The sequence below is a fragment of the Streptomyces sp. Ru62 genome (genome assembly GCF_002920615.1).
Lineage (GTDB): Bacteria > Actinomycetota > Actinomycetes > Streptomycetales > Streptomycetaceae > Streptomyces.
Map to the genome: position 1 here is coordinate 1 of NZ_PQSU01000052.1, position 14,538 is coordinate 14,538.

Annotated in this window: 9 protein-coding genes; 5 read left to right on the top strand and 4 right to left on the bottom strand. The window is 74.1% G+C overall.

What is annotated here, in order from left to right:
- Positions 1 to 2,111, top strand: a 2,111-nt coding sequence (gene pcrA, locus C3492_RS40800; protein WP_103817649.1) for a DNA helicase PcrA, incomplete at its 5' end; no start/stop codon positions are given.
- 40 nt (positions 2,112 to 2,151) lie between these two features.
- Here pcrA and C3492_RS40805 read toward each other — a convergent pair.
- Both C3492_RS40805 and C3492_RS40810 read right to left on the bottom strand, forming a co-directional pair.
- Positions 2,152 to 3,684 carry a M23 family metallopeptidase gene (locus C3492_RS40805; RefSeq protein ID WP_103817650.1) on the bottom strand — a complete coding sequence of 511 codons (1,533 nt, stop codon included), beginning with the start codon at positions 3,682 to 3,684 and terminating at the stop codon, positions 2,152 to 2,154.
- A 274-nt stretch (positions 3,685 to 3,958) separates the two neighbouring features.
- Positions 3,959 to 4,813: an alpha/beta fold hydrolase gene (locus C3492_RS40810; RefSeq protein ID WP_103817651.1), complete on the bottom strand. Its 855-nt coding sequence runs from the start codon at positions 4,811 to 4,813 to the stop codon at positions 3,959 to 3,961.
- A 221-nt stretch (positions 4,814 to 5,034) separates the two neighbouring features.
- On the opposite strand from C3492_RS40810, the gene C3492_RS40815 reads away from it, so the two are divergent.
- Positions 5,035 to 5,457 carry a cobalamin B12-binding domain-containing protein gene (locus tag C3492_RS40815; RefSeq protein ID WP_103817652.1) on the top strand — a complete coding sequence of 141 codons (423 nt, stop codon included), beginning with the start codon at positions 5,035 to 5,037 and terminating at the stop codon, positions 5,455 to 5,457.
- A 332-nt stretch (positions 5,458 to 5,789) separates the two neighbouring features.
- Here the strand turns inward: C3492_RS40815 and C3492_RS40820 are convergent, their stop codons facing one another.
- Both C3492_RS40820 and C3492_RS40825 read right to left on the bottom strand, forming a co-directional pair.
- Positions 5,790 to 7,700, bottom strand: coding sequence for a DUF5691 domain-containing protein (locus tag C3492_RS40820; protein ID WP_258056195.1), 1,911 nt, complete (start codon positions 7,698 to 7,700; stop codon positions 5,790 to 5,792).
- Positions 7,701 to 7,762: 62 nt separating this feature from the next.
- Positions 7,763 to 9,118: an SWIM zinc finger family protein gene (locus C3492_RS40825; RefSeq protein ID WP_103817653.1), complete on the bottom strand. Its 1,356-nt coding sequence runs from the start codon at positions 9,116 to 9,118 to the stop codon at positions 7,763 to 7,765.
- A gap of 132 nt (positions 9,119 to 9,250) precedes the next feature.
- Here C3492_RS40825 and C3492_RS40830 point away from each other — a divergent pair, with 132 nt between their 5' ends.
- Genes C3492_RS40830 through C3492_RS40845 form a run of 3 tightly spaced genes read left to right on the top strand, consistent with a single transcriptional unit; the run spans position 9,251 to position 14,285 of the window.
- A complete protein-coding gene (locus C3492_RS40830) occupies positions 9,251 to 10,381 on the top strand; it encodes an AAA family ATPase (RefSeq protein ID WP_103817654.1) in 1,131 nt (376 codons plus the stop codon).
- The gene (locus C3492_RS40835; protein WP_103817655.1) at positions 10,378 to 12,999 is read left to right on the top strand and encodes a DUF5682 family protein; all 2,622 of its coding nucleotides are present in this window, start codon (positions 10,378 to 10,380) and stop codon (positions 12,997 to 12,999) included. The genes C3492_RS40830 and C3492_RS40835 overlap by 4 nt, the downstream gene beginning before the upstream one ends.
- Complete coding sequence (locus C3492_RS40845) at positions 12,996 to 14,285, top strand: VWA domain-containing protein (RefSeq protein ID WP_258056196.1); 1,290 nt, start codon at positions 12,996 to 12,998, stop codon at positions 14,283 to 14,285. The genes C3492_RS40835 and C3492_RS40845 overlap by 4 nt, the downstream gene beginning before the upstream one ends.
- The last annotated feature ends 253 nt before the right edge of the window (positions 14,286 to 14,538 follow it).

A 14,538-nucleotide genomic window follows, 5' to 3' on the forward strand; every position in this document is an offset into this window, starting at 1 on the left:
CCTTCACCAACAAGGCCGCGGGCGAGATGAAGGAGCGCGTCGAGCAGCTCGTCGGCCCGCGCGCGAACGCGATGTGGGTGATGACCTTCCACAGCGCGTGTGTGCGCATCCTCCGGCGCGAGAGCAAGAAGCTCGGCTTCACCTCGTCGTTCTCGATCTACGACGCCGCCGACAGCAAGCGCCTGATGGCCCTGGTCTGCCGCGATCTGGAGCTCGACCCCAAGCGCTTCCCGCCGAAGTCCTTCAGCGCGAAGATCAGCAACCTGAAGAACGAGCTGATCGACGAGGAGGACTTCGCCGCCCAGGCCGCCGACGGCTTCGAGAAGACCCTGGCGCAGGCCTACGCCCTGTACCAGTCGCGGCTGCGCGAGGCGAACGCACTGGACTTCGACGACCTGATCATGACGACGGTCAACCTGCTGCGCGCCTTCCCGGACGTCGCCGAGCACTACCGCCGCCGCTTCCGGCACGTCCTGGTGGACGAGTACCAGGACACCAACCACGCCCAGTACGCGCTCGTGCGGGAACTCGTCGGCACCGGGGATCACGACGAGGACACCCCGCCCGGCGAGTACGACATCCCGCCCGCCGAACTCTGCGTCGTGGGCGACGCGGACCAGTCGATCTACGCCTTCCGGGGTGCGACGATCCGCAACATCCTCCAGTTCGAGGAGGACTACCCGAACGCGACGACGATCCTGCTGGAGCAGAACTACCGCTCCACGCAGACCATCCTGTCCGCCGCCAACGCGGTCATCGAGCGCAACGAGTCCCGCCGCCCGAAGAACCTGTGGACCAACGCCGGTCACGGCGCCCGGATCGTCGGATACGTCGCCGACACCGAGCACGACGAGGCCCAGTTCGTCGCCGAGGAGATAGACCGCCTGGTCGACGCGGGCCACGCGCGTGCGGGAGACGTCGCCGTCTTCTACCGCACCAACGCCCAGTCCCGTGTCTTCGAAGAGATCTTCATCCGCGTCGGCCTGCCCTACAAGGTCGTCGGCGGAGTCCGCTTCTACGAGCGCAAGGAGGTCCGGGACGTCCTCGCCTACCTGCGTGTCCTCGCCAACCCCGAGGACTCGGTGCCGCTGCGCCGCATCCTCAACGTGCCCAAGCGGGGCATCGGCGAGCGCGCGGAGGCGATGGTCGACGCCCTCGCCCAGCGCGAGAAGATCAGCTTCCCGCAGGCCCTGAAGCGCGTGGACGAGGCGTACGGCATGGCCGCGCGCTCCACCAACGCGGTCAAGCGGTTCAACACGCTGATGGAGGACCTGCGGACGATCGTCGAGTCCGGCGCCGGACCGGCCACCGTGCTGGAGGCCGTCCTGGAACGCACCGGTTACCTGGCCGAGTTGCAGGCCTCCACCGACCCGCAGGACGAGACCCGGATCGAGAACCTTCAGGAACTCGCGGCCGTGGCCCTGGAGTTCGAACAGGAGCGGGGCGAGGGCGAGCAGGGGACCCTGGCCGACTTCCTGGAGCAGGTCGCCCTGGTCGCCGACTCCGACCAGATCCCGGACGAGGAGGACGGCGACGGCGTCATCACACTGATGACCCTGCACACCGCCAAGGGCCTGGAGTTCCCGGTCGTGTTCCTGACCGGCATGGAGGACGGCGTCTTCCCGCACATGCGCGCCCTCGGCGAGACCAAGGAGCTGGAGGAGGAGCGGCGCCTGGCGTACGTCGGCATCACGCGCGCGCGGGAGCGGCTGTACCTCACGCGGTCGGCGATGCGCAGCGCCTGGGGCCAGCCGTCGTACAACCCGCCCTCCCGCTTCCTGGAGGAGATCCCGCCCGCCCATGTCGAGTGGAAGCGGACCGGGGCGGCGGCGCCCATGGCCTCCGGGCCGGCGTCCGGGATCGCCGCCTCGCTGTCGTCGACCCGTTCGCGCTCCTCGGCGTCGGGCGCGTCCGGGTTCGCCACGCGGCGCACGGCGGAGAAGCCGGTGGTCGCGCTGGCCGTCGGGGACCGGGTCACCCACGACCAGTTCGGGCTCGGCACGGTCGTCGCCGTGAAGGGGACGGGCGCGAACGCGGAGGCGACGATCGACTTCGGGGACACCAAGCCGAAGCGGCTGCTGCTGCGGTACGCGCCGGTGGAGAAGCTGTAGCGGACCGAAAGGGCCCCGCTGACGTGCGGGGCCCCGGGGTCTACGTGGGATTCAGCCCGTGGCTCCGCAGCCACGGCAGCGGGTCTATGGCCGCCCCGCCCGCCGGCCGTACCTCGAAATGCAGGTGCGGGCCCGTGGAGTTGCCGGAGTTCCCGGAGTGGCCGATCGGCTGGCCGGCCTTGACGGTCGTACCGGAGGCGACGCTGTAGCTGGAGAGGTGGCAGTACCAGGTCTCCGTGCCGTCCTTCGCCGTCACGATCATCATGTTGCCGTAGGCGCTGTTCCACTTGGTGGTGACGGTGCCGTCGGTGGCGGCCATCACCGTGGTGCCGTAGGAGACGGGGAAGTCGATGCCGGTGTGCACCGACATCCAGTTGATGCCCGCCTGACCGAAGTAGGCGCTGAGTCCGTGCTGCGCGACCGGCAGCGCGAACTTGGGCCGCAGCCGCTCCTTCAGCGCGGCCTCCGCTGCCGCCTTCTTCTTCTCCAGCTCCTGCTGCGCCTTGAGGTCGATCCGCTCCTGGGTACGGCTCGCCCGGTCGGCGAAGTCGTCGGCGCCCGCGGAGAGCGTCTTGAGCTGGCTGTCCAGTTTGCTGTTGGCGACGGACGGCTTGACCGGCTGCGCGTCCGAGGCGGTCGTGGCGGTGTCCTTGGAGTCGTCGGTCAGCGCGCCGACCGAGGCGGCGGCGATCCCGGCCACCCCCATCACACAGGCCGACGGCACGGCGACGGTCAGCAGCGCGGAGCGCTTGGCGGGCGGGCGGCGCCGGGAGCGCGCCCCGCCGCGCGAGGCCGCGCGGGTCGTCGGCGCCGGGGCGACCTCCTCCTGGTCGTCCAGCAGGCCGGTCACGGCGGGCAGTTCGCCGGTGGAGTCCGACTGGCCCTCGGCGGCGGGCTGTTCACCGAAGGCGGTGTCCTCGTACGGCATCTGCTCGAAGGCCGCGGCCGCCTGCGGATCCCCCGCCTGCTCGAACGCGGACTGCGGGTCGCCGACCGCCTCGAAGGTCGCGGTGGCCTGCTGATCGAACGGTTCGCCACCCGGCTCCGACTGCGCCGGCACGCTCTGTCCCGCGGAGTTCCACTGCGTGGCGTCGTACGCGCCCGTGTCGAAGGTCTGGGTGCCCCACTCCCACTGCTGGGTGGGATCGGCGCCGCCGGACGAGTCGGGCTGCGACCAGGCGGTGGCGTCCCACTGGCCGCTGACGTCGTTGCCGGTGGCCTGCGCGGGGACGGCCCAGGCGGTGCTGTCGTAGACGCCGGAGTCGTAGGTGGCGTACTGCTGTGCCGCGTACGGGTCGTAGGCCGGGGTCTGGGCGGTGCCGGTCTGCCAGTGCGTGGTGTCGTACGCGCCAGTGGTCTGCTCGCTGCCCGGAAGGCTGCCGAAGAGCGGGTCGGTGTGGAAGGCCGTGGTGCTTCCGGAGCCACCGGCAAAACCGGTGGCGTCGTAACCGCCGTACGTGGTGAGGTCGTCGTAGGGGGCTTCCTGTGCCCCGTACGGCACGTAGTGCGCGGTGGAGGCGTCGGAAGCCGGGGCCGGGGTGGTCATGGTCCCCGACGGGTGACGGTCGTTCACCAACTTCTCTTTCGCCTCGACAACAGGGGCTGCCAGAGCAGTGCGGCGACTGTACCCGGCGGTACCTGGGCGCGACAATCTTCGGCCTGTTTCGCGTGGGCCGGAAACGGGCATTCGGCCGTGTTTCGGGGCTCCAGGACCTGACCTTGGCCTTGCGTTCGAAGAATGTTCGATGTCGAGCGGCGAGGTGCGGGCTGTGCGTCGGTGATGCGTCGGCTGTGCGCGAGCGGTGCGTCTGTGAGCGCGGGCTCCGCGCTCCGGTCGCGGCCGGGCCTCAGGCCACCGTCAGGCCGCCGGCGGCCCGGTCCTCGGAGTGCGGGACGTCCAGGGCCTCGCGTATCCCGGCCGCTACGGCGGGATGCACGGGCAGGGCGAGATGGCCGATGCCGGTCACCCGGACGTTCTGCGCGTCCAGGTCCGGGTGCTCCAGGCGGGCCGACTCCAGGGGGTCCATCAGCGAGTCCAGGTCGCTCCAGAAGCTCACGAAGCGGGTCCGGCAGCCGGGGGCGGGCCGGGCCAGTTCCTCGATGACCGCGGAGCCGGGCCGCATCTGCCGCACGATCGGGTGCGCGTCCGCCAGCGGCGCCACCCGGGTCCCCGAGTGCGGGGTGCCGAGGGTGACCAGCGTGCGTACCCGCAGGTCACCGCCCAGGCACTGGGTGTAATAGCGCGCTATCAGGCCCCCGAGGCTGTGCCCGACGATGTCGACCCGGGCACTGCCGGTGCGCTCGCAGATCTCCTCGATGTGCCGGCCGAGCAACTCGGCCGCGATGCGAATGTCGCAGGTCAGCGGCGAGTAGTTGAGTGACTCCACCCGGTGCCTGCCGTGCTGGGCGAGGGTGCGGCGGAGCAGGACGAACACCGATCGGTTGTCGATGAAGCCGTGCAGCAGGACGACCGGTGGCGCGGGGCGGACCGGCAGCCGGGCGGCGCCGTCCGGGGCGGGCAGGACGCCGGAGCGCCGCTCCTGGATCAGACCGGTCGGATACAGCAGGAGGTGGCCCGCCAGGATCGCCGCCTCCAGGGCCGTCGCCCGCAGCAGCGTCATGGACAGTCCGGCCAGTCTGCCGGGCCACAGACGGCGGCAGAGCGGGAGGAAGAAGAGCGGCAAAACCCCGGTGACCTTCATGGGCACCTCCTGTCGGCACGCCGGGGGACGGCTCGACCTCCGTGTGCCCTCATGTCCCACCATGTGATTTCCCCCTCGGAGCGCACCGTAAAACTGCCGCTTGCGGGATGCTGGAGATAACGTTCGTTCACTTCGCGACGGTGGCGGAACGCGCCAAAAGTGCGGTACTTGTCGATACGGACGGAAGCGATCGCTTCCGTGGTCGCTTGATGGAGGCAGTGATGGGTGTGGCAGCCGGTCCGATCCGCGTGGTGGTCGCCAAGCCGGGGCTCGACGGCCACGATCGTGGGGCCAAGGTGATCGCGCGGGCCCTGCGCGACGCCGGTATGGAGGTCATCTACACCGGGCTCCACCAGACGCCGGAACAGATCGTCGACACCGCCATCCAGGAGGACGCCGACGCGATCGGCCTGTCCATCCTCTCCGGCGCCCACAACACGCTGTTCGCCGCGGTCATCGACCTGCTCCGGGAGCGGGAGGCCGAGGACATCCTCGTCTTCGGCGGCGGCATCATCCCGGACGAGGACATCCCGCCGCTGAAGGAGAAGGGTGTGGCGGAGATCTTCACCCCGGGGGCGACGACCGCGTCGATCGTGGAGTGGGTCCGCGAGAACGTCCGCCAGCCGGCGGCATCGGGGGGCTGAGCGGCTGCCTCCGGCGGCTGCGTGGCGGCTTCCGGCGGTGGGGGACCGCTTCCGCCCGATAGGCGGCTGGCCTGGGCCGTTGCGCGCCTGTCCTCGTCCGGTCCGTCACGCGACTGCCCTTCGCCGAGCCATTGCGCGACTGCCCCTCGTCGAGCGGTCAAGCGGCTGCTGCCGGCGGTTCCGTTCCGCGATCGCTGTCGGCGGTTCCGCGGCTGCTCATGCCCGGTAGGCGGCGGCTGGCCTCGGCTGTTCCGCGGCTGCCCTCGGACGTTACGTGGTGCCCCCGGCCCTTCCGCGCCTGCCCCCGGGCGGCCGGGTGGCTCCTTTGCGGGTTACGCGGCTGCCTCCCGTGGCCGTGCGGGAGGTTCCGGCGGCTGCGCGGGTGGGCTCGGCGGTGGTGTGGCCGGGGCGGGCGGGGTCAGTTCCCGGGTCATCGCCGCCCGCAGCCGCAGGGTGGTGCCCAGCCGCTGGAACGCCTCCGCCCAGTAGCCGCCGGCCCCGGGCGCGGCGTCCTCCCGCTCGTCGGGCACCGCCAGCAGCGCCTCCAGCCGGACGGCCTCCGCCGGGTCCAGGCAGCGCTCCGCCAGTCCCATCACCCCGCTGAAGCTCCATGGGTAACTGCCCGCGTCCCGAGCGATGTTCAGGGCGTCCACGACCGCCCGGCCCAGCGGGGGAGCCCAGGGGACGGCGCACACCCCGAGCAACTGGAACGCCTCCGACAGGCCGTGCGTGGCGATGAATCCGGCGACCCACGCGGCCCGTTCCGCCGGATCCAGCGCGGCCAGCAGCTTCGCCCGCTCCGCCAGGGAGACCGCGCCCGGGCCGCCGGCCTCCGGTGCCGACGGCGAGCCGAGCAGCGCCCGCGACCAGGCGGCGTCCTGTTGGCGTACCGCCGCCCGGCACCAGGCCGCGTGCAACTCACCCTGCCAGCCGTCCGCCACCGGCAGCGCCACGATCTCCTGGGGCGTGCGCCCGCCGAGCCGCTGCGACCAGGTGCCGAGCGGGGCGGCCTCCACCAACTGGCCCAGCCACCACGACCGTTCTCCCCGTCCCGCGGGCGGTGCCGCCACCACCCCGTCCCGCTCCATGGCCGCGTCGCATTCGAGCGGCGCCTCCACCGCGATCGCCGGCGCGCTCCCCGTACGGTCCAGGGCCACACACGCCGAGGCCCGTACGGCCATCCGTGCGGCGAGCGCCGAGCCCGGCAGCGCCGACAGCAGTTCCGCCGCAGTCGCCCGGACATTGCGGCTGCGGTCGCCCAACGCCTGCTCAAGGAAGGGTTCGTCCGCGTCCGACAGACCCGTGCGCAGGGAGTCGAGGAACATCAGCCGGTCCTCCGCCCGCTCCGTCGCCCACGTCGACGCCATCAACTCACGGCCCAGTTCGGGCGTACGGGCACGCAGGGCCCCCAGCAGCGCCGCCCGCTCGGCGAACAGCCCCTCCGCCCACAACCGGCGCACCGCATCGGCGTCCTCCGGATCGGGCAGCGCCGCGCCGCCGCCCGGGGCCGCGCGCAGGGCGAACCGCCAGTCCGGGTTCAGCCGGGCCAGCCACAGCGCGCGCGGGCCGGCGAAGGCCAACGCCGCCGGACGCAGGTCCGTGCGGCCCCGGGCCGCGTCCAGCAGTGCGGGCAGCAGCTGCGGGGGCGCCGCGTAGCCGTGCGCGTTGGCCGCCGCGAGCCACTGGGGGAGCAACTCCATGAGGTCCGGGGAGCTGCCCCGCCGGCCGCCGGCCGCGCCGCCGGACCGGTCGGCCAGCAGGGTGGTGAGTCTGCGGGCCGCCGGTGCGGGCAGGGCGGGGCGTGGATCGGCGGGTGCCGGAGCGAGGCGCCGCGCCGCCCGCGCGGGCCGCAGCCCGGCCCGCCGCCGTACGGTCGCCACGGCCGCCGCGTCGAGCAGTGCCACCGGGGCCGGGCGACCCGGCACGACGTGCGCCGGGGCGCGCCGGTCGGTACCGAGGAGCGCGGTGGTGACCAGGTCCTCCCAGGAGGGCGCCGGGGCCGGCTGGGAGGGCGCCGGGGCCTGCGGGCGGTTTCCGGAGGAGCGGACCGAGTCGTCCGCGGTGCTCGCCGGCTTCTCCCAGGAGGGCGCCGAGGCCGGCTGAGAGGGCGCCGGGGCCTGCGGGCGGTTTCCGGAGGAGCCGACCGAGTCGTCCGCGGTGTTCGCCGGCTTCTCCCAGGAGCGCCCCGGACGGCCCGCGTCCCCGTCGGCCCGTGTCCCGTCGCTCGGCCGTGCCCCGTTCATCACGTTCCCTTCCCCTCCTTCTGTCCTTCTGCCTTCTTGCCTTCCGCGTTCGCCCGCCGGGTTCAGCACAGCGGCACCGCCTCACCCTCTCCCTCCGCCCAGGCCGTGAGCGGGGTGAAGCCGCGGTGGCCGCACTCGCCGAAGACCGTGACGGGGGCGCCGCCGGACAGGGCGACCAGTCGCCACAGGCCGGGCCGGGAGCGGGCGCCCCGGGTCAGCGGCAGGGCCGTGTCCGTGTCCGCGTCGGCCAGTTGCCATCCCTCGCCGTCCGGGACGGGCGTCACCCGGTCCAGGGTCACGGGGACCGCGTCCAGCCACGGGTCGTCGCGCAGGGCCTCGCCGTACCGGGCCGCCGCCTCGGCCGTCGTCACGCCGGGTGGGCGGAACGCGGCCGGGGCCGGTGGGGCGAACCGCTCGCCCAGGGCGGCCCGGGACCGGCCGGAGCCCGGATACGCCGTCAGCTCCGCCTCCAGGGCGAGGCCCACCGGCAGGGACAGCTCCGGTGCCCGGCCCGCCGCTCCGTAGGACAGCAGCAGCCGGGTACCGCCGGACTCGGCGCCGTGCAGCCATATCCGGCGCGTCGTCAGTTTCGGGTCCACCGTGTCGTACTGGGCGAGGACCAGCCAGTGGTCGCGCACCGGCGGGCCGTCCGGCGTGGCGGGCAGGCCGAGCCGGGAGCGGACCGTGGCCGCGAGGCCGTCCGGCAGCCGGTCACGGTGCAGCCAGCCCTGGTCGAGCAGGTGCAGCAGCGCGCACTCCTCCAGCAGCCGCGCCGGCCAGCCCGCGCCGGACGCCGGGACCGCCCCCAGTTCCCGGACGCGCGCGGCCAGTCCTGGCGCCTGGGCGTCGACCATGCGGGCCGCCGTCTCGTCCCACAGGCCGTACCCCGCGTGTTCGGCCGCGGCCAGACCGCCGCGCAGCAGGTCGGCCAGGCGCTGCTCCAGCTCGCTCGCGCCCGCCGTGACCCGCTCGGCCCGGCGTTCGGCCCGCCGCCGGGCCGCCTCCGGATCGGCGGGCCCGGCGGCGGAACCCCCCTCGGCTTGCTTGCGCCTGGTCTCGGCACGTCCGCGCCGGCCCGCGAGCCACTGCCCGGCCCACTCCGGCGGCTGCCCGGCGGCCGGCACCGCGCCGTCGTCACCCGCCCACAGCAGAAGCAGCCCGAGCGCGTGCTTGCACGGGAACTTACGGCTCGGACAACTGCACTTGTACGCCGGCCCGGCCGCGTCGGCCAGGTCCACCACCGTCTGGTACGGCCTGCTGCCGCTGCCCTTGCACAGCCCCCACACCGTCCCCTCTCCGCTGCCCGTCCCGGACCACGGCCCGGCCACGGCGAGTTTGCTCCCCGCCTTGCGTGACGCGGCGTCAGGCGCCAGTGCCAGCACCTGGTCCGCGGTCCAGCGCACCCCCTGCTCAGTCATGTCCCCGACGGTAGGTCCCGCCACTGACAATCGGTCCGGCGAGCACGTTTGTGCTGGTCAGAGCGATTGTCAGTGGCGTGGTGCACGGTGGATGCCAGATCCGAACCGGCCGAGCTGGAGGGGGCCTCAGCCATGTCTGTGTCCGTGGAACCGACGACCGCCGCACCCGACCGCGACGAGACCGCGCAGGCGCTGCGACCGCACGCCGAGCACGCCTTCGCGGCCGAACTCGCCGCGCTCGCCGCCCAGGACGACCGCCCGCGCCCGGCCCGCTGGAAGCTGTCGCCGTGGGCGGTGGCGACGTACCTGCTCGGCGGCACCCTGCCGGACGGCACGGTGATCACACCCAAGTACGTGGGCCCGCGCCGTATCGTCGAGGTCGCCGTCACCACGCTCGCCACCGACCGCGCCCTGCTCCTGCTCGGCGTGCCCGGCACCGCCAAGACCTGGGTGTCGGAACACCTGGCCGCCGCCGTGAGCGGTGACTCGACCCTGCTGGTGCAGGGCACGGCCGGCACGCCGGAGGAGGCGATCCGGTACGGCTGGAACTACGCGCAGCTCCTCGCGCACGGCCCGAGCCGCGACGCGCTCGTGCCCAGCCCCGTGATGCGCGCCATGGCCGAGGGCATGACGGCCCGGGTGGAGGAGCTGACCCGCATCCCGGCCGACGTGCAGGACACGCTCATCACGATCCTGTCCGAGAAGACCCTGCCCATCCCCGAGCTCGGCCAAGAGGTCCAGGCGGTCCGCGGCTTCAACCTCATCGCCACCGCCAACGACCGCGACCGCGGGGTCAACGACCTCTCCAGCGCCCTGCGCCGCCGCTTCAACACCGTGGTGCTGCCGCTGCCGGAGAGCGCCGACGCCGAGGTCGACATCGTCACCCGCCGGGTCGAGCAACTCGGCCGCTCCCTCGACCTGCCGGCCGCGCCCGACGGCATCGAGGAGATCCGCCGGGTCGTCACCGTCTTCCGCGAGCTGCGCGACGGCATCACCGCAGACGGCCGCACCAAACTGAAGTCGCCCAGCGGCACGCTGTCCACTGCGGAGGCGATCTCCGTCGTCACGAACGGCCTCGCGCTCGCCACCCACTTCGGCGACGGCGTGCTGCGCCCGGGGGACGTCGCCGCCGGCATCCTGGGCGCCGTCGTCCGCGACCCGGCGGCCGACCGGGTCGTCTGGCAGGAGTACCTGGAGACGGTCGTCCGTGAGCGCGAGGGCTGGACCGACTTCTACCGCGCCTGCCGGGAGGTGAGCGCATGACCGGGACGGGCGGGAGCACGGCGTACGCCTCCGGGCCGCTGCTGCTCGGAGTCCGGCACCACGGGCCCGGATCCGCGCGCGCGGTGCGGGCCGCGCTGGACGCCGCCCGTCCGGCCGTCGTCCTGATCGAGGGGCCGCCCGAGGCCGACGCGTTGATCCCGCTGGCCGCCGACCCGGGCCTGCGGCCCCCGGTCGCCCTGCTCGCCCACGCCGTGGACGAGCCCGGCCGCTCGGCCTTCTGGCCGTTCGCCGAGTTCAGTCCCGAGTGGGTGGCCATCCGGTGGGCCCTGGAACAGGGCGTACCGGCCCGCTTCATCGACCTGCCGGCCACGCACACGCTGGCGTGGCAGAAGGAAGCGGGCGAGTCCGGTCACGACGACGGCGGCGACGGTGACGACGGCGGCGACGGTGACGACGCCGGAGAGCCCGGGCCCGGACCCGATCCCGGCTCCGGTCACGATGACCAGGTCCGTGTCGATCCCCTCGCCGTGCTCGCGGAGGCGGCCGGGTACGACGATCCCGAGCGCTGGTGGGAGGACGTCGTCGAGCACCGGGGGCCGGGTGCCCGTGACCCCTTCGCGCCGTTCGCGGCGGTGGCGGAGGCCATGGGAGCGCTGCGCGAGCGGTACGGCGCCGGCGGGCGAACCCGGGACCTCGTCCGCGAGGCGCACATGCGGCTCAGGCTTCGGGACGCGCGCAAGGAGTTCGGCGACGCCGTGGCCGTGGTCTGCGGGGCCTGGCACGTGCCCGCGCTGCGCGAGCGGACCACCGTCACCGCCGACCGGGCGCTGCTCAAGGGGCTGCCCAGGACCAGGACCGACCTGACCTGGGTGCCGTGGACGCACCGCAGGCTGGCCCGGTCCGGCGGCTACGGCGCCGGCATCGACTCGCCCGGTTGGTACGGGCATCTGTTCCACGCGCCCGACCGGCCGGTCGAGCGGTGGTTGACCAAGGTCGCCCGGCTGCTGCGCGAGGAGGACCGGATCGTGTCCTCCGCGCACGTCATCGAGGCCGTACGGCTCGCGGAGACCCTGGCCGCGCTGCGGGGCCGCCCGCTGCCCGGCCTGGGCGAGACCACCGACGCGGTGCGGGCGGTGCTGTGCGACGGCTCGGACGTACCGCTGGCGCTGGTGCACGACCGGCTGGTGGTCGGGGACGTCCTGGGCGAGGTCCCGGAGTCGGCGCCCGCGGTGCCGTTGCAGCGCGACCTGGTCCGGCAGCAGCGGTCGCTGCGGCTGAAACCCGAGGCGCTGGAGCGTGAGCTGGAGCTGGACCTGCGCGGGGACACCGACGCCGGCCGCAGCAGGCTGCTGCACCGGCTGCGGCTGCTCGGCGTCGGCTGGGGCGAGCCGGCCCGGTCCCGGGGGAGCACGGGCACGTTCCGGGAGACCTGGCGGCTGCGCTGGGAGCCCGAGCTGTCGGTGCGCGTCGCCGAGGCGGGCGTGTGGGGGACGACCGTCCACGCGGCGGCACGGGCCAAGGCGGAGGCGGACGCCACGGGGGCGGAAGCACTCGCCGACGTCACCGCGCTCGCCGAACAGTGCCTGCTGGCCGGGCTGCCGGACGCGCTGCCCGTGGTCATGCGGGTGCTCGCCGACCGGGCGGCCCTGGACACCGACGTCGGCCACCTCGCCCAGGCCCTGCCCGCCCTGGTCCGCTCGCTGCGCTACGGCGACGTGCGCGGCACCGACACCGGTGCGCTGGCCGAGGTCGCGGCGGGTCTCGCCGAACGCGTCTTCGTCGGCCTGCCCCCGGCCTGCGTCGCACTCGACACCGACGCGGCCGAGGAAATGCGCGGCCATGTGGACGCCGTGCACACGGCAGTGGGACTACTGACGGAGAGCCTGCCCGGGGTGGCTGCTGGGGCGGCTGGTGAGGGCGCCGGTCTGCCCGCCGGTATGGGTGGGGGAGGCGCCGGTGCGGCTGCGGGGGTGGCCGGCCGTGGTGTCGGTGCGGTTGCCGGCGGCGGAGGGCTGCGGGAGCGTTGGCGGGCCGTGTTGCGGGTGCTGTCCCTGCGGGACACCGCGCCCGGTGTCATCCGGGGCCGGGCCGTGCGGCTGTTGCTGGACGACGGGGCACTGACTCCCGAGGAGGCGGCCCGCCTGACGGGGCTCGCGCTGTCACCGGGCACGCCGCCCGCCGCTGCCGCCGCCTGGGTGGAGGGCTTCGCCGGTGGCGGGGGCGGCCTGCTGCTCGTGCACGACGAGCGGCTGCTCGCCCTGCTGGACACCTGGCTGACCGGGGTTCCGGCGGACGCCTTCACGGACGTACTGCCGCTGCTGCGGCGCACCTTCGCCGCGTACGAGCCGGGGGTGCGCAGGACCCTCGGTGAACTGGTCCGGCGCGGCCCCGCAGGCCGGCCCGGCGGGGACACCGCCCAGGGAGCCACGATCCCCGGCTTCGCCGCCGAACCGGACACCGGGCGTGCCGACGCCGTCCTCCCGGTACTGCGGCTGCTGCTCGGTCTGGACGCGCGCCTCGACACGGTGCCCGCCCCGGCGCGCAGCTCGCCGCACGGCGCGGCGCACACCCCTCCACCGGGCGCGACGCGCGAAGCGACATACGAGACGGCACCCGATTCCACGCACGAGGACTGCCTCACGGGGGTGGGCACATGACAGCCCGGTCACACAGCACGGCCAAGACGGACAGCTCGGCCGCGCCCGCCACGGCCCCTGCCACCGCCACGGCGGACAGCTCGGCCACGGCCGCCGTGGCCCCCGGCACGGTCGAGTCGGCGGCGCCGGCCGCGGACGTCGACCCCGCGCGGGAGCGGCTGCGGCGGTGGCGGCTCGTGCTCGGTGGGGACCAGGCCGACGGCACCGGGTACGCGCTGTCCGGGCGGGACGCGGCGATGGACGGCACGCTGGCCGCGCTCTACGGCAGGGGCGACAAGCCGCAGTCGGGCCGGGACCGGTCGGCGGGGCTCGGTGCCTCGGCGCCGTCCGTGGCGCGCTGGCTCGGGGACATCCGCCGCTACTTCCCGTCCTCCGTCGTCCAGGTCATGCAGCGCGACGCCATCGACCGCCTCGGCCTCGCGTCCCTGCTGCTGGAGCCGGAGATGCTGGAGGCGGTGGAGGCCGACGTGCACCTGGTCGGCACGTTGCTCTCGTTGCACAAGGCGATGCCGGAGACGACCCGGGAGACGGCCCGCGCGGTCGTGCGCAAGGTGGTGGAGGACCTGGAGAGGCGGCTCGCCACCCGCACCCGGGCCACCCTCACCGGCGCCCTGGACCGCAGTGCCCGCGTCACCCGCCCGCGCCACCACGACATCGACTGGAACCGCACCGTCGCGGCCAACCTCAAGCACTATCTGCCCGAGCACCGCACCGTCGTACCGGAGCGGCTCATCGGCTACGGGCGGGCCGCGCGGTCGGTGAAGAAGGAGGTCGTGCTCTGCATCGACCAGTCCGGGTCGATGGCGTCGTCCGTGGTGTACGCGTCGGTGTTCGGCGCGGTCCTCGCCTCCATGCGGTCGCTCAGCACCCGGCTGGTCGTCTTCGACACGGCGGTCGTCGATCTCACCGACCAGCTCGACGACCCGGTCGACGTGCTCTTCGGCACCCAGCTCGGCGGCGGTACGGACATCAACCGGGCGCTCGCCTACTGCCAGGCGCAGATCACCCGGCCGGCCGAGACCGTCGTCGTGCTGATCAGCGATCTCTTCGAGGGCGGCATCCGCCAGGAGATGCTCAAGCGGGTCGCTGCGATGAAGGCGTCGGGGACGCAGTTCGTGGCGCTGCTCGCGCTGTCGGACGAGGGGGCGCCCGCGTACGACCGCGATCACGCGGCGGCGCTGGCCGCGCTCGGCGCACCGGCCTTCGCCTGCACGCCCGACCTGTTCCCCGAGGTGATGGCCGCCGCGCTGGAGAAACGGCCCCTGCCGATACCGGAGACGGCGTGACACCGGACGCCGTGACACCGGGCGGCGTGACACCGGCCCGGAAGGGGCACCCGGTATCCGGAGTGGGTGGCGCGCAGCGCACACACAGTGCCGCGCACAGCTTCCGCGGGGTGGCCGGCCCGGGTGGCCGAAAGCCGTCGGCTCGTCCGGGCGGAGCCCCGCGGACGGGGTGCGTGGTCCCCATTGGGGTGGGGATCAAGCGCCCCGGCCCCGGGGCGACCCGGGGCCGCCAGGGGGGTCTCACCGGGTCAAC